The sequence below is a fragment of the Sheuella amnicola genome (assembly GCF_010499255.1).
Lineage (GTDB): Bacteria > Pseudomonadota > Gammaproteobacteria > Burkholderiales > Burkholderiaceae_B > Zwartia > Zwartia amnicola.
In genome coordinates this window covers 240,992-255,825 of record NZ_JAAGRN010000004.1, presented here as the reverse complement: position 1 = coordinate 255,825, position 14,834 = coordinate 240,992, and the positions used below count along the sequence as shown (strand labels likewise).

The following is a 14,834-nucleotide window of genomic DNA, read 5'->3' as shown; positions in this document are numbered from 1 at the left end:
TGCAGACGTTGAGACCAACGGAAAAAATTGATCTCGTATTTAACGCTCAGACCGGCTTGATTCGGTCCATTAACCATGCCCGCAAAGAGGGGATATCGCCAACAATGCCGTGATTGGTGCAATTGCGCAACTCTTCCTCGGGATGGGCGCCGTAAGTGACACCTAATCCATGAACGCCGGCGTTCGATGCCATGTTCAGATCGTGCGACGTATCGCCAACCATCACAACCTCTTGTGGATCAACCATCAGCTCATCCATTAACTCATGCAACATTGCGGGATGAGGTTTACCGAAAGTTTCATCGGCGCAGCGCGTGGCGGCGAACCTGTTGTGCAGCTCGGTCGAAGACAAAGCCCGATTCAAACCGACCCGACTTTTGCCTGTTGCCACTGCAAGCGTTGCACCGGCGGCCCTCAGCTCATCCAGCATTTCGGGCACGCCGTCAAACAGCTTCAATTTGGTGTCGCGCGCAAGGTAATGATAGCGATAGCGCTCCAGAAAGAGAGGCTCCATCGACTTGGTAAGGTCCGGCACGGCACGTCGCAAAGCAGGCTCAAGCGACAAACCGATTACCCAGCTGGCTTCGGCAGGAGTCGGCACCCGCAACTCAAGATCCCGGCATGCTCCTTGAATGGCGGTCACGATGCTATGGGTCGAATCCATTAGCGTGCCGTCCCAGTCGAAGATCACCACGGAATAAGGCTTCATTGCGCGTCCAACTCGTCTAGTAGTTTCTTGCAGGCTTTGGGCAAGGCCGCCTCGAGCACCATAGGTTCTTTTGTCAGTGGATGAAGCATTTCTAGGCGATGTGCGTGCAAAAACATTCTCGAGAAGCCTTTCCGGGCAAAAGCCGCCCTGGTCTGGTCACGGCCATACTTATCGTCTCCCACAATAGGGAAACCACTGGCGGCTAAATGTACACGAATCTGATGCGTTCTACCTGTTCTAAGTTCGGCATCGACCAGGCTATACCCCTTGAAACGTTTGACCAGGGAAATGATCGTATGGGCTGCCTGACCTGCCTCATCGACTTTGACGCGACGCTCTCCCGTCTGGGTCGTCCACTTTGTCAATCCAAAGCGGATATGCTGGCGGTCATTGACCCAGTCACCCTCGATCAGGGCAAAATAATGCTTGCGCCCCTCAGATTTTCTGAACATTTCATGTAGACTAAGTAAAACATTGCGTTTCTTTGCAATCAAAAGTAACCCTGAAGTCTCACGATCTAGCCGATGCGCTAGCTCCAGAAACCGAGCCTGCGGCCGGGAGGCACGCAACGCCTCGATCACCCCGAAAGATACTCCGCTACCGCCATGCACCGCCACACCGGCAGGCTTATCAATGACCAGAAGCCCTTCGTCCTCGTAAACGATGGGGAATTCGCCGGGGGGAACCGCCCTTTTTGCTCCCGGATCCGGCAATCTCATCGGCGGGACTCGGACAATATCCCCTGTGCTCAGCCTATCGTCCGGAGAGACGCGCCCTTTGTTCACCCGAACCTCGCCGCCCCGTACAGCTTTATAAATATGGCTTTTGGGCACGCCCTTGCAGACACGCATCAGGAAATTATCCAGGCGTTGTCCGTCTTGCTCTTCGGTGACCTCGATCATCCGGACCGCGGGAGATTGCACCGGGGTAGGAGATGGGGTCGATAATGGTCTGGAAATTGAGGATTCTTTGCGCATGGCCAAAAGCGGCTTATAATCCGCGAAGCCTGTAAGGGATCGGATAGCCCTCCGGCGTCGAGATGCATTTGTTGTCGCGTCTCCGTCTGGATCGCGGACTCGTATTGTACCCGCTTGCTCTCCTCCCCTACCGGTTGACTGGTCGCTGGTTGGACCGGAACGCTCTACGAGCGCGTTGTTGCGATGTACCTAGCTCTTGAACCGCGCCTTTTCGCGATGATTCATGCGGCTTTTACATTTCGCCCGCGCTTGAAATGTGTCCGGGCAAACCGCGGCGATACTGAAACAAAAGCAAGAAAAAGTCGTTAATTCCTGCACCAGGCGCTTGAATAAGATTCGCCTGATGTTCTTAATCAGCATTTTTTTCTGTCAACCACAACTGTGACTCTGACTTTGTCCTTCCTGCTGAATGAACCCCGCGTGCTTATGCGCGCTGTGCCGGCCTAAGACCTTCCGCCGCGCGCGATGCGTGCGACGCCCTCTTGTTCGTTTCCGTTTTCGCAGCCAGCTCACCCAAGGCTGCGCGCCGATCTTTCGGCGTGCCATCAAACGGAGAACCATCTCATGAAGCGTATGTTGTTTAACGCCACGCACCAGGAAGAACTGCGCGTGGCAATCGTGGACGGTCAGAAACTGATCGATCTGGATATCGAAACCGCCGGACGCGAACAGCGCAAAGGCAATATTTATAAGGGCGTCATCACCCGTATTGAACCAGGCCTTGAAGCCTGTTTCGTCAACTACGGCGAGGAGCGTCACGGCTTTCTGCCTTTCAAGGAAATCGCCCGCACTTACTTCAAGGAAGGCGTGGATGTTCGCAGCGCCCGAATTCAGGACGCACTGCGCGAAGGCCAGGAACTGATCGTACAGGTTGAGAAAGAAGAGCGCGGCAATAAGGGCGCAGCCCTGACCACATTCGTTTCACTGGCCGGCCGGTATCTGGTACTGATGCCGAACAACCCTCGCGGCGGCGGCGTGTCGCGCCGCGTCGAAGGCGAAGACCGTCAGGAATTGCGCGAAACGATGGATCAGCTCAACATCCCCCAAGGGATGAGCATTATCGCCCGCACCGCAGGTATCGGTCGAACGGTCGAAGAACTGCAATGGGACCTGTCTTATCTGATGCAACTCTGGACCGCCATCGATGGCGCAGCCAAGGATAATTCCGCCCCAATCCTCATTTATCTCGAATCCAGTCTCGTCATTCGGGCCATCCGTGATTATTTCTCGCCTGAAATAGGCGAAATCCTGATTGATACCGACGATATCGCCGATCAAGCCACCGCGTTCATGAGCGTGGTCATGCCGGACAACGTGTCGAGGGTCAAACGCTATCGCGACGATGTGCCGCTGTTTTCCCGATTCCAGATCGAACATCAGATTGAAACCGCTTATTCACGTACGGTTGAACTGCCCTCGGGCGGCTCGGTTGTGATCGATCACACCGAAGCCTTAGTTGCAGTCGATGTGAACTCCGCCCGCGCAACTCGCGGTGCAGACATCGAAGAAACAGCGCTTCGCACCAACCAGGAAGCCGCCGATGAAGTGGCTCGCCAATTGCGACTGCGCGATCTGGGTGGTCTGATCGTGATCGACTTCATCGACATGGAAGACGCTAAAAATCAGCGCGCGGTGGAAAATCGCCTGCGCGACGCGTTGCACTTCGATCGCGCTCGTGTTCAGATGGGCAAGATTTCCCGCTTTGGCCTGATGGAACTTTCGCGTCAGCGACTGCGCCCGGCATTGAACGAAGGCTCGCATATTACCTGCCCTCGCTGTAATGGAACCGGCGTCATTCGCGATGCCGAATCCAGTGCGCTTCAGGTTCTGCGCTTGCTGCAGGAAGAGGCCATGAAAGAGAACACGGCAGCGGTTCACGCGCAGGTGCCGGTTGATGTCGCCACCTTCCTGCTGAACGAAAAACGTTCGGACATCACGAAGATCGAAACTCGCCTGAAGGTCAATCTGATCCTGATCCCGAACCGCCACCTCGAGACACCGCATCATCACATCGAGCGCCTGCGCCACGACGACCCTCGCCTTGAGGATTTGAAAACTAGCTTCGAACTCGTGGATGCACCCTCGACCGATATGAGCTGGGCGCCCAAAGAGCAGGAAGTGAAGGCTAAACCCGAAGCATTGGTCAAGAGCATTACTCCGGCCCAGCCTGCGCCCGTTTCCTCCACACCTGCCGCCAAAAACGGCGATGACACTCAACAAGCATCCAAACCCGGTTTGTTCAAGCGTCTGCTAGGCTGGCTTGGCGGCGGAGCAAGCCCTGAGGTCAAGGAAGAAGAACCCATGAAACCCGAAGGTCGCGATCGCAATCGTCACAGCCAAGGTGATCGCAATCGTCACACAGGGCGAGGCCAGGGCCGCAACCGCCGCAATGACAATCGTGGCGACAACCGAAGCGACAATCGCAATGGTTACGCAGAGAGCAACGTAGACCAGGACAATCGTCGCAACACTCGCACGTCTAAAGACGAAGAGCGTCAAGCGCAGAATCGCACTGATCTTGCCAACGATCAACAGGGCGATGACAACAATCAGCGTGGTCGCAACCGTCGCGGACGCGGGCGCAATCGTCGCGATGATGGCATTGAAAACAAGGTCGAACTGAATGAAGGCACCCAGGTCCAGGCAAGCGAATCAGCTGCGCAAGCCACACCGGAGCGCCAGGAGCGTCAGGAGCGTCGCCCGGCAGTTTCACGTCCTGAATCAGTGACGGAAGAGCCAACAACGCTACTCAACGGTCCAGATCAATCCGGCCATCCGGAAGAGGAAGATCAGGGCGATCCCGAGCGTAAGCGTCGTCGTCGCCGCAGTCGCCGCGGTCGTCGCGGGTCCGAAGATGGCTCGACATCAGATGCTCAGGATCAGCAACAGGACAACTTAGAACCGATTAGCCATGCACAATTCGCGCCCATTGAAACGGCTGCACCTGTAGCACCTGTAGCACCTGTAGCACCTGTAGCACCTGTAGCACCTGCTGCATATGCCGCGCCTGTGACAACGGCTGCACCGGTAGCGGTGACTGCACCTGTTGCAACTGAAGCTCCGGTTGTCACTGCTCCCGCCTCGAACGAACCTGCTCCAGTCACGCCTGTTGCGATCGCTCCCGCTGTAGTCGTTGCGCCTACGCCGGTTGTCTCCGTTCAGACCACACCTGCAGCAACCGTGGCCGAACCCGCAACTATAGTTGCTGTTGCTACTACCAGTGCGGTTGTGCCTGCAGTGACGGCTCCTGTTGCCCCCGTTGCGACAGCGAAAGCGCCTCTCGATACGACAGCATTGCACGCAATTGTTCAGTCAGCTGGACTTCAATGGGTCGAAAGCGATCCGGTTCGCGTGGCCGAAGCACTTGCCAATCAAAAAGTGATTTCGGTGAAACTGGGTCGCGCACCCAAACCGGTCGTTCCCGTCTCCAATGAGCCGCTGATTCAGGTCGAGACGATCAAGCAGATCTGATTCTGTTTTGATGAAGCAAAAAGCCCGTCAATGACGGGCTTTTTGTTTGGTGCTCTTGTTTGTCGTGTTTGAGCGTTTATGCAGACACGACATCCATCGGTTGGTTGGTCATGATAGCCATTAAGCGAGCCAGCTCTTCGCGTAATTGGCGACGATCGAGCACCATGTCGATCGCCCCTTTCTGTTGTAAAAATTCGGATCGCTGGAAACCTTCCGGAAGCTTTTCACGAACGGTCTGCTCGATGACGCGGGGGCCGGCAAAGCCGATCAAAGCCTTGGGTTCACCGATTACGACATCCCCCATAAAAGCAAAACTGGCCGATACGCCTCCCATCGTAGGATCAGTCAGGATACTGATGAAGGGCATCTTGATTTCAGCAAGTCGGGTCAGCATTGCATTGGTTTTTGCCATCTGCATCAGTGAAAACAGGCTTTCTTGCATTCTTGCTCCACCCGATGCGGCCACGCAGATGAAAGGTACGCGCTGATCGATTGCAGCTTGCACCCCTCTAACAAAACGCTCGCCGACAACCGAGCCCATCGATCCGCCCATGAATTCGAATTCAAAGCAGGACAATACGCAAGGAACGCCTCGAATAGCTCCACTGACAACGACGAGTGCATCAGCCTCACCGGTCTGACTCACAGCTTCTTGCAGACGATCAGGATATTTACGCGAATCCTTGAACTTCAACGGATCCATTGAACGAGTGTTTGCGCCTATTTCGACCCGTCCTTCCAAGTCGAGTAGCGACTCGATTCGGGCACGGGCACCAATGCGCATATGGTGATCGCATTTGGGACACACATGCAGGTTAGCCGCCAGGTCTTCGTTGTAGAGAACAGACTCACAAGATGGACATTTAACCCATAAACCTTCCGGGACGCGCTTGGTTGCGACCTCGGTTGGCTGAGTTTTGTTGATTCTCGGGGGAAGAAGTTTTCCTAGCCAGCTCATTTGGTATCTCCCGAATTTGATGATGCAGTCACTTGATGCCCGGCAGGTCGCGCGACTTCAAGTGCTTGTGATATCCCTTTCAACCATTCGGCTCCGGCCGTGATGGCAGCCTGGGATTGTTGCGCGGCCGGCAATCCTGTCCAGGCTTGCGTCATCGTCTTGATAAGTTTGCTGCCGATCACCACTGCGTCGGCGACAAGACTGATGCTGGATGCACTCTCGGCATCGCTGATGCCGAAACCGACACCAACGGGCAACGACACATGCTGGCGAATTCGCTTCAAGCGGTTCGCAACATCCGTCGTGTCCAAATGCCCTGCCCCGGTGACGCCATTGAGGGATACGTAATACACATAACCTCGAGCCGCCTTGCCGACCGCCCGGATGCGCTCCTCGGTCGAAGTCGGCGCGAGCAGAAAGATCGGCGCGATTCGATGCTGCTCGAGCAATCGAACGAAATCATCGACTTCCTCAGGTGGGTAATCAACCGTGAGTAACCCATCCACACCGGATTTTGATGCCTTCTCGGCAAATGCGGCCTGACCCATGTGTTCGATCGGATTGGCGTAACCCATCAATACGATAGGCGTCACAGTGTCTTTCTGTCGAAACTCGGCCACCATGTCCAGAACATGCCGCAACCCGATGCCCTGGGCAATCGCGTGCTCGGCGGCCTGCTGAATGACCGGGCCATCGGCCATGGGATCGGAAAAGGGAATGCCGAGTTCGATTACATCTGCGCCCGCCTGGACCAATGCATGCATGAGCGGCACTGTGGATTCGGGCAAAGGATTGCCGGCGGCGATGTATGGAATAAGCGCGGCGCGATTTTGAACCGCCGCTCTGGCGAAAGCGGCGGAGATACGATCTTGTTGTTCAGACATGGGGGATGAAAACCTTTAAAGCACCAGACCGGCGCGCGTCGCGACGGTATTGATATCCTTGTCGCCACGACCAGACAAGTTCACCAGGATGATCTGATCCTTGGAAAGTGTTGGCGCCAACTTCGAGGCATACGCCAGGGCGTGAGATGATTCGAGTGCGGGAATGATGCCCTCGATGCGGCAGCATTGATGAAAAGCGGCCAGGGCTTCGTCATCAGTAATGCCGACATATGAAGCGCGACCGCTGTCCTGCAACCAGGCATGTTCAGGGCCGACGCCGGGATAATCCAGTCCGGCCGAAATAGAGTGCGTTTCGATAACCTGACCGTTTTCGTCCTGCAGGACGTAAGTTCGATTGCCATGCAACACGCCGACGCTGCCTTGTGTGAGCGAACAGCAGTGTTTACCGGACTGAACACCTTCACCGGCAGCCTCGACGCCAATGAGCTTGACATTTTCATGTGCAATATACGGATGGAAAATTCCCATGGCATTCGAACCGCCACCAACGGATGCCAATACGTAGTCAGGCTGTCTGCCCGCATACTTGGGCATTTGTTCAATCGCTTCGGTGCCGATCACGGACTGAAAATTTCGAACCATCATCGGGTACGGATGCGGACCGGCAACTGTACCAATGATATAAAAAGTGTCATCCACATTCGTCACCCAATCGCGCATGGCTTCATTCAACGCGTCCTTGAGCGTTTTCGAGCCGGATTCGACCGGAACAACGGTAGCGCCCAGCAGCTTCATGCGAAATACGTTGGGCGACTGCCGCTTGACGTCTTCGCTTCCCATGTAAACCACGCATTCCATGCCATAACGCGCGCAGACGGTGGCCGTTGCAACACCATGCTGCCCCGCTCCCGTTTCGGCGATGATGCGTTTTTTACCCATGCGGCGGGCCAGCAACGCCTGACCCAGGCTGTTGTTTATTTTGTGAGCGCCGGTGTGATTCAGGTCTTCGCGCTTGAACCAGATTTGCGCCCCGCCCAGTTGTTCGGACATGCGGCGAGCATGATAAACAGGCGTAGGTCGTCCCACAAAGTGTTTCGACTCGTAATGCAACTCGGCCAGAAACTCGGGATCATTGCGATACTTTTCATATGCAAGGCGTAACTCTTCGATCGCCTGCATGAGGGTTTCGGCTGCGAATATGCCACCGTAAGGACCAAAATGCCCTTTGGCATCGGGAAAGTCATAGGGTTTCAAGAAGAAATCTCCTAAATACGCAAAAAACGTCAAGAGGACGATTTTAGCAGTCTACTCATTGAAAAACAGGCAAAATAACCACTGGAAAGAATCAAATGCTACCGTCTTTGCGCACTCAGCACGCCCGCCACATCCGATAAGGCGGACAAGGCACGGGTCAGTTCCGCGCCATCGTGGACTTCCACGGTGAAAACCATGTGGGCAAGGGATGCCTTGCTCTGGGTATTAACTGCGATCACATTCAAGCGCAGACGCGCAAACACCTCGGACAAGTCGCGCAACAATCCGGAACGATCTTGCGCGCGCACGCTCAGGTCCACTGCATACACCGCGGTTGAAACCTGATTCCCCCAAGCAACTTCTATCACTCGCTCGGGCTGTCTCGCGGCCAAAGCCAAATAGCTCGAGCAATCCGAGCGATGGATCGATACGCCCCGCCCTCTGGTCACGAACCCGGAAATGACATCGGGTGGCGCCGGACGACAGCAACGCGCCAACTGGGTCATCAAAGAACCCACCCCAACCACCAGCACGCCGTCCTTGCCTTGCTTGGCGGATTGTCCCGACCTGGGAGCATGCGTGACAAGTGACTCCGGGCGAATCTCCTGTTCAGGCTCGACCGGCTGGAACACGGCGTCAATCTGGCGCAGGCTGAATTCTTCTTTGGCTGCGGCGACATACAAATCTTCGGCCTGGGCAAAGCCGAGCTGCTGAGCTAACTGTTCCAGATTGATCGCAGTCTTGCCAAGCCGTTGCAATTCTTTTTCGACCAATGCCTGACCCTGGGTAATGCGCTGCTGGAGCTCGATGGCATTAAACCAGGCGCGAACCTTGGCACGTGCGCGCGGACTGGCCAAAAATCCAAGATGCGGATTCAACCAGTCACGCGATGGGCCACCGGACTTGGTCGTGACAATTTCCACCGTTTGGCCGGTTTGTAACTGAGTCTGCAGCGGAACCATCTGTCCATCGATTCTTGCGCCGCGGCAGCGATGTCCAAGATCAGTGTGCAAGTGGTAGGCGAAATCGATTGGAGTCGCACCTTGCGGCAATTCGATGACTCTCGCCTGGGGAGACAACACATAGATACGGTCTTCGGTTGATTCGGCGGACGGCTTGACCATTCGCTGCGAGGAGTCCTGTGACGGACTGGACCGGGAATCCGACTGTTTACCTGCATCAGTGTTCCAAGCAAGCAACTGGCGCATCCAGGCCAATTGCCTGTCGTACTGCTCGGATGCCTGAGTCATCGAAGCATGCATCTGATTAGATCGCGCACCGGCTTCCTTGTAACGCCAGTGCGCAGCCATTCCGTACTCGGCAAACTCATGCATTGCAGTCGTGCGGATCTGAACCTCGAAAGGTCGTCCTGCTTCATCGGCGACCACGGTGTGCAAGGAGCGATAGCCGTTTGGCTTGGGGCGCGAGATGTAGTCGTCAAACTCGTCCGGCACCGGTGTCCATAACTCATGCACCAGACTCAACGCAGCATAGCAAGCCCGCTCATCGGGAACGATCAAACGCAACGCCCGCAGATCGAATAACTGACTGAAGGCCAATTGCTTGTGACGCATCTTGTTATAGATGCTGTATATGTGCTTGGGTCGACCGGAAACATCCGCAGCGATGCCCATTTTTTGCAACGCTTCAGTCAATTGGCCGACTGTTCGCGCGATGAACTTTTCACGCTCGACACGCTTCTCTTCCAAAAGACCGGCAATCTCCTTGTAGCGAACAGGATCGGTGAAACGAAACGCCAAGTCCTCCATTTCCCACTTGACCTGCCAAATTCCCAGTCGATTCGCCAAGGGGGTATATAAATCAAGCGTTTCGCGCGCCATGGCCGGGTCGCAAGCTGTCTTGGAAGAAGCGTGCCAACGCAACGTCTGCAAGCGAGATGCCAATCTGATGAGAACGATGCGCAAATCAGCGGCCATGGCCAGCAGCATTTTGCGCAACTTTTCTTTCTGGCCGGCCGAGTCGGTCGCAACCTGACTGGCACCGCCGGCAATCGTACCGAGCCTGAGCAACGCACGCGTGCCAGTCACGAGCTTTCCGATCTCAGTCCCGAATTGCTGCGTAACAGGATCCATCTGCTTGGTCGGCAACGCCTCAGGAAGTGCAATAAGCAAGGCGGCCGCACGCGTCGCGACATCCGCATGCATTTCCGCAAGCACGCGAGCTGTGCCCAGGGCATGATCGATCAGTCGTTCGCCGGTCGTTGCTTGCCGGTCCGCAAATTGGGGCTGCGCCCAGTCAAGCACTTTTTGTAGTAACGCCTGATCGTCAGCACCAAGTCCGACGATCAGTGAATCATCCATTAGACAGCTGCTGTCGCCACGATTTCAACTTTGTAGTCGGCACTAGCCAGACGGGCTTCGATCGTCGCGCGAGGAGGGGCGCTACCAGCAGGAACCCAAGCATCCCAGGCCTTGTTCATGCCATCGAACTCCTTCATGTTGGCAACAAAAATCTGGACCATCAGCAAACGGGTCTTGTCCGATCCGACAGATGCCAGCAACTGGTCGATCGTATTCAAAATCTGGGTCGTCTGCCCGGTAATATCCTGGGAAGGATCCTCGGCAACCTGACCGGCCAGATAGGCCACACCGTTGTAAACAGCCATGTCGGAAAGTCGCTTGCCGACATTGGTACGGGCAATACTGCTCATAAAAACTCCTTCATCCAGATAAATCAATTAGGCAGGGGGCAATTCAAATACCTGGCGCAAATACGCCAGGTAAGCTTTATCGTCGCACATGGTTTTTTCAGGTGCGTCCGAAACCTTTGCGACAGGCTGACCATTACAGCGAACCATTTTCATGACGATCTGCAGCGGACTGTGTCCCAAATCGTTGGTCAGGTTGGTGCCGATCCCAAAAGAGACTTTGCACCGGCCGGAAAAACGGCGTGCCAGCTCAATCGCTTTGGGAAATGTTAGCGCATCGGAAAAAATCAGCGTTTTGGTTCGTGGATCCACGCGATTGGCTTCATAGTGGGCAATCATCCGCTCGCCCCAATCGAAAGGATCGCCCGAGTCATGTCGGGCGCCATCGAAAAGTTTACAAAAATACATGTCGAAATCACGCAGGAAAGCCGATACGCCATAAACATCGGACAAGGCGATTCCAAGATCGCCGCGATATTCCTTCGCCCATGTTTCCAAGGCGAACACTTGCGAATCCCGCAATCGAGGACCTAGCGCCTGACATGCTTGTAAATACTCATGGGCCATCGTGCCCAAAGGCAGCACGCCATGTTGCATAGCGAACAATACGTTACTTGTGCCGACAAAATGCTCACCCATTTTGGACTTCATGGTGGCGACCACTTCGTTATGCCAGGCGTGTGAAAACCTTCTGCGTGTACCGTATTCGGCCACCCGAAAATCACTCAAATCCGATGCCTCGAGCACCAGATTCATCTTGTTCTCGAGTCTCTTGCGCCCCTCTTCCCAAGCGGGTTCGGGACAAACGTTCCTGAAATACACCTCGTTAACAATCGCCAAGACAGGAATTTCAAACAAAATCGTATGCAGCCAAGGGCCGATCACTGTAATCGCGATTTCCCCGTCTAGATCGCCTTGCTCAACATGAATGCATTTTTCAGGCAGATGGAAAAGGCCCAAAAAATCGATGAAATCACTTTTGATGAATCGTAAGCTCCCCAAATAGGCGAGTTCCGCATCATTGAAGCGCAGTTGGCACAGCGAATGGATTTCCTGGCGGATCTCATCCAGATAAGGACGCAAATTGACGCCTGGCGTACGGCAGCGGTAGCGATATTCAACCTGCGCGGCCGGAAAATGATGCAAAACAACCTGCATCATCGTGAACTTGTACAGATCTGTATCGAGCAGCGATTTAATGATCATGATGATTTTTGATGGTTTTTCCAAACCATAGCACAGCCACCACTCATATCAGGGACATCCACAACGATAAAACCGCTCTTTGGTTAAAATGAGCGAACTTACATCGATATTTCCTAGCTGACAGGTTAAAGACATGACTCACGTCGTTACTGAAAACTGTATCAAATGCAAATTTACAGACTGCGTTGACGTCTGTCCGGTGGATTGTTTCCGCGAGGGTCCCAACTTCCTCGTCATCGATCCGGATGAATGCATCGACTGCGCGGTTTGCATCCCCGAGTGTCCTGCCAACGCGATTTTCGCCGAAGAGGATGTGCCTCAGGATCAGATGAAATTCATTGCCCTGAATGCAGAGCTCACCCCCGTTTTTTCAAGCATTAGCCGGTCCAAAAAACCACCGGAGGATGCCGACGACTGGAACGGCAAAGAGGGCAAACTGGCTTTACTCGAGCGCTGATCCGAACGTTTGACATCCATGACCGACGCAGCAACACCAGCAGATCCGAAATACACTCGTCAACGGGTCACTTCGCGCATCACCTGGCAGTCGAACAAGCTTTTTTCGCTGCGCATCACGCGTGATCCCGCTTTCCGCTTTATCCCAGGCCAATTCGCCAGGCTTGGACTCGCTGTAGACCAGCCGGCCATCGATGCAGCCAATCGCGAACCAAACGAATGGCGCGCCTATTCCATGGTTTCGCATCCCGGCGAATCCGAGCTCGAATTCTTTGCCGTTGCCGTACCGGAAGGCAAATTCAGCCCCGAACTTTCACGATTGCGCGAAGGCGATACGATCTGGGTCGACAAGACAAGCTTTGGCTTTCTGACCTTGGAACGCTTTGTGGATGGCCGGGATCTCTGGCTTGTCTCGACCGGCACCGGTCTGTCCGCCTATATCCCCATGTTGCGCGATCCCGTGACTTGGCAGCGTTTTTCACGCGTCATCCTGGTTCACGGCGTTCGGCACTCAAACGAACTGGCATATCGGGACGAGTTACTTGCTTTGCAGCAAAGCCGTAAAGACTCTGGGGGCGGACAGCTGATTTATCTGCCAATGGCCTCGCGCGAGAATATTGATCCGGCGTGGTCGCCCAGTTTGCCCCGCACGACGCTTGCGCCTGCCAGGCTGACAGACTTGCTCGAGTCGGGCGAACTTGAACGACGTGCGGGCTGCGCGCTGGATCCTGCATCCTCACGCATCATGCTTTGCGGCAATCCGGCCATGGTGACTGATATGCGCAAGCTCTTGAGCCTGAGAAACTTTGCGGCCGGACGACGCGGTATCCCCGGGAATCTGGCTGTCGAAAACTACTGGTAAAAATAACAACCAAGAAGTTAAAAATAATTTAATACCATATATAGGGTCTGCCCTAACACAAATATCTACCTGTTGTGATCAATCTCTTGGTAGGATTAACAGCTATGTGCTACATTTTATTTTTGTTGCAGCACAGCAATTTTAACGACAATTTGTTATCCGGCTTTAATTCTCTTATCTCGTAGGGAACGCTTACATGCTTTATCAACTGCATGAAATGCATCGGGCCATGATGTCGCCCCTCGCCGCATTCACAGATGTTGGTTCTAAATTATTCTCACATCCTGCGAGCCCATTGGCCTACACGCCAATGGCCAGACAACTCGCCGCAGGCTACGAGCTTGTGCATCGCCTGGGAAAGAAATACGAAAAGCCTGAATGGCAACTCCCCTTCACCGAAATCAACGGAAGATCGGTTGCGGTGAATGAAGAAACCGTTCATCAACTGCCATTCTGTAATCTGGTTTACTTCAAGCGCGACGTTGCAGAAAAAATCCGTCGCGCCGATCCGAAAATTTTGGTGGTCGCCCCAATGTCGGGACATCATGCAACCTTGTTGCGAGACACCGTACGTGCGCTTTTGCCTAATCATGAGGTTTATGTAACCGACTGGATTGATGCCCGTATGGTTCCGGCCGTCAACGGTTCATTCCACCTGAACGATTACGTCCGTTATGTGCAGGAGTTCGTCCGTTTCCTCGGACCTGATCTACACGTCATGTCGGTGTGTCAGCCTACCGTTCCGGTGCTGGCCGCAATCTCTTTGATGGCAAGCGAAAAAGATCCTTGCCTGCCGCGCAGCATGGTGATGATGGGAGGCCCCATCGACCCACGTCGCTCACCTACTCAAGTCAATCGTCTGGCCACAACCAAGCCTTTCGACTGGTTCGAAGAAAAACTGATTCACACCGTTCCAGCCAATTATCCCGGCGCTGGACGACGCGTATATCCGGGCTTTTTGCAGCATGCCGGCTTTATCTCGATGAATCCGGATCGCCATGTGAAAGCGCACTACGACTTCTATCTTGACCTGTTGCGAGGAGATGACGAAGACGCAGAGGCGCATCGTCGTTTCTACAACGAATACAACGCAGTCCTGGATATGTCGGCCGACTTCTACCTCGATACGATCCGAATGGTTTTTCAGGAATTCGCTCTACCGAACGGCACCTGGGAAGTCGATGGCAAACTAGTCAAACCTGCCGATATCAAGTCGGTTGCGCTTTTTACGATTGAAGGCGAACTGGATGATATTTCAGGCGAAGGTCAGACGCGCGCCGCGCATGATTTATGCAAGGGCATCCCGGCCAAGCGCAAAAAGCATTACACGGCGCCAGAGTGCGGTCATTACGGTATTTTCTCTGGTCGTCGCTGGCGCACCACTATCTGCCCGCAAATCGCCGAGTTTGTTCGACAGGCTTAATTTGA

At 54.4% G+C, this 14,834-nt stretch carries 12 protein-coding genes; 4 read left to right on the top strand and 8 right to left on the bottom strand.

All coding sequences use genetic code 11. The annotated features are described in order from the left end of the window. Nucleotides 1-46: 46 nt before the first annotated feature. Entirely contained in the window at nucleotides 47-709 is a 663-nt protein-coding gene (locus G3I67_RS07735) for an HAD-IIIA family hydrolase (RefSeq protein ID WP_163653782.1), read from the bottom strand. Next, a complete protein-coding gene (locus tag G3I67_RS07730) occupies nucleotides 706-1,686 on the bottom strand; it encodes an RluA family pseudouridine synthase (protein ID WP_203583576.1) in 981 nt (326 codons plus the stop codon). Before G3I67_RS07730 ends, G3I67_RS07735 begins: the two co-directional genes overlap by 4 nt. Nucleotides 1,687-2,250: 564 nt before the next feature. Here G3I67_RS07730 and G3I67_RS07725 point away from each other — a divergent pair. After that, nucleotides 2,251-5,157 (top strand): Rne/Rng family ribonuclease, encoded by a 2,907-nt coding sequence (locus G3I67_RS07725; RefSeq protein ID WP_163653779.1) that lies wholly within the window; start codon nucleotides 2,251-2,253, stop codon nucleotides 5,155-5,157. A 76-nt stretch (nucleotides 5,158-5,233) separates the two neighbouring features. On the opposite strand, the gene accD is transcribed toward G3I67_RS07725, so the two are convergent. The 6 genes from accD to pncB all read right to left on the bottom strand — a co-directional run bounded on the left by accD (nucleotide 5,234) and on the right by pncB (nucleotide 12,088). After that, on the bottom strand, nucleotides 5,234-6,115 hold the full coding sequence (gene accD, locus G3I67_RS07720) for an acetyl-CoA carboxylase, carboxyltransferase subunit beta (RefSeq protein ID WP_163653776.1): 882 nt from the start codon (nucleotides 6,113-6,115) through the stop codon (nucleotides 5,234-5,236). Next, on the bottom strand, nucleotides 6,112-6,999 hold the full coding sequence (gene trpA / locus G3I67_RS07715) for a tryptophan synthase subunit alpha (protein WP_163653774.1): 888 nt from the start codon (nucleotides 6,997-6,999) through the stop codon (nucleotides 6,112-6,114). The genes accD and trpA overlap by 4 nt, the downstream gene beginning before the upstream one ends. Nucleotides 7,000-7,014: 15 nt before the next feature. Further along, the gene (gene trpB, locus G3I67_RS07710) at nucleotides 7,015-8,214 is read right to left on the bottom strand and encodes a tryptophan synthase subunit beta (RefSeq protein WP_163653770.1); all 1,200 of its coding nucleotides are present in this window, start codon (nucleotides 8,212-8,214) and stop codon (nucleotides 7,015-7,017) included. Between the two features lie 98 nt (nucleotides 8,215-8,312). Then, nucleotides 8,313-10,535 (bottom strand): RelA/SpoT family protein, encoded by a 2,223-nt coding sequence (locus G3I67_RS07705; protein WP_163653767.1) that lies wholly within the window; start codon nucleotides 10,533-10,535, stop codon nucleotides 8,313-8,315. After that, a complete protein-coding gene (locus G3I67_RS07700) occupies nucleotides 10,535-10,885 on the bottom strand; it encodes a RidA family protein (RefSeq protein ID WP_163653764.1) in 351 nt (116 codons plus the stop codon). Before G3I67_RS07700 ends, G3I67_RS07705 begins: the two co-directional genes overlap by 1 nt. Before the next feature lie 27 nt (nucleotides 10,886-10,912). Continuing rightward, nucleotides 10,913-12,088 carry a nicotinate phosphoribosyltransferase gene (gene pncB, locus G3I67_RS07695; RefSeq protein ID WP_163653761.1) on the bottom strand — a complete coding sequence of 392 codons (1,176 nt, stop codon included), beginning with the start codon at nucleotides 12,086-12,088 and terminating at the stop codon, nucleotides 10,913-10,915. A gap of 133 nt (nucleotides 12,089-12,221) precedes the next feature. Between pncB and fdxA the strand changes: the two genes are divergently transcribed. The 3 genes from fdxA (at nucleotide 12,222) to G3I67_RS07680 (ending at nucleotide 14,829) form a co-directional block, all read left to right on the top strand. Next, nucleotides 12,222-12,545, top strand: coding sequence for a ferredoxin FdxA (gene fdxA, locus G3I67_RS07690; protein ID WP_163653758.1), 324 nt, complete (start codon nucleotides 12,222-12,224; stop codon nucleotides 12,543-12,545). An 18-nt stretch (nucleotides 12,546-12,563) separates the two neighbouring features. After that, a complete protein-coding gene (locus G3I67_RS07685; RefSeq protein ID WP_163653755.1) occupies nucleotides 12,564-13,406 on the top strand; it encodes a ferredoxin--NADP reductase in 843 nt (280 codons plus the stop codon). A gap of 196 nt (nucleotides 13,407-13,602) precedes the next feature. Next, nucleotides 13,603-14,829 carry a polyhydroxyalkanoate depolymerase gene (locus tag G3I67_RS07680; protein ID WP_163653752.1) on the top strand — a complete coding sequence of 409 codons (1,227 nt, stop codon included), beginning with the start codon at nucleotides 13,603-13,605 and terminating at the stop codon, nucleotides 14,827-14,829. Nucleotides 14,830-14,834 lie beyond the last annotated feature (5 nt).

What these genes read in the sequence shown, in the direction of transcription:
- G3I67_RS07735 (WP_163653782.1), bottom strand. Translation starts at nt 709, where the DNA reads ATGAAGCCTTATTCCGTGGTGATCTTCGACTGGGACGGCACGCTAATG.
- G3I67_RS07730 (WP_203583576.1), bottom strand. Translation starts at nt 1,686, where the DNA reads ATGCGCAAAGAATCCTCAATTTCCAGACCATTATCGACCCCATCTCCT.
- G3I67_RS07725 (WP_163653779.1), top strand. Translation starts at nt 2,251, where the DNA reads ATGAAGCGTATGTTGTTTAACGCCACGCACCAGGAAGAACTGCGCGTG.
- accD (WP_163653776.1), bottom strand. Translation starts at nt 6,115, where the DNA reads ATGAGCTGGCTAGGAAAACTTCTTCCCCCGAGAATCAACAAAACTCAG.
- trpA (WP_163653774.1), bottom strand. Translation starts at nt 6,999, where the DNA reads ATGTCTGAACAACAAGATCGTATCTCCGCCGCTTTCGCCAGAGCGGCG.
- G3I67_RS07705 (WP_163653767.1), bottom strand. Translation starts at nt 10,535, where the DNA reads ATGGATGATTCACTGATCGTCGGACTTGGTGCTGACGATCAGGCGTTA.
- G3I67_RS07700 (WP_163653764.1), bottom strand. Translation starts at nt 10,885, where the DNA reads ATGAGCAGTATTGCCCGTACCAATGTCGGCAAGCGACTTTCCGACATG.
- pncB (WP_163653761.1), bottom strand. Translation starts at nt 12,088, where the DNA reads ATGATCATTAAATCGCTGCTCGATACAGATCTGTACAAGTTCACGATG.
- fdxA (WP_163653758.1), top strand. Translation starts at nt 12,222, where the DNA reads ATGACTCACGTCGTTACTGAAAACTGTATCAAATGCAAATTTACAGAC.
- G3I67_RS07685 (WP_163653755.1), top strand. Translation starts at nt 12,564, where the DNA reads ATGACCGACGCAGCAACACCAGCAGATCCGAAATACACTCGTCAACGG.
- G3I67_RS07680 (WP_163653752.1), top strand. Translation starts at nt 13,603, where the DNA reads ATGCTTTATCAACTGCATGAAATGCATCGGGCCATGATGTCGCCCCTC.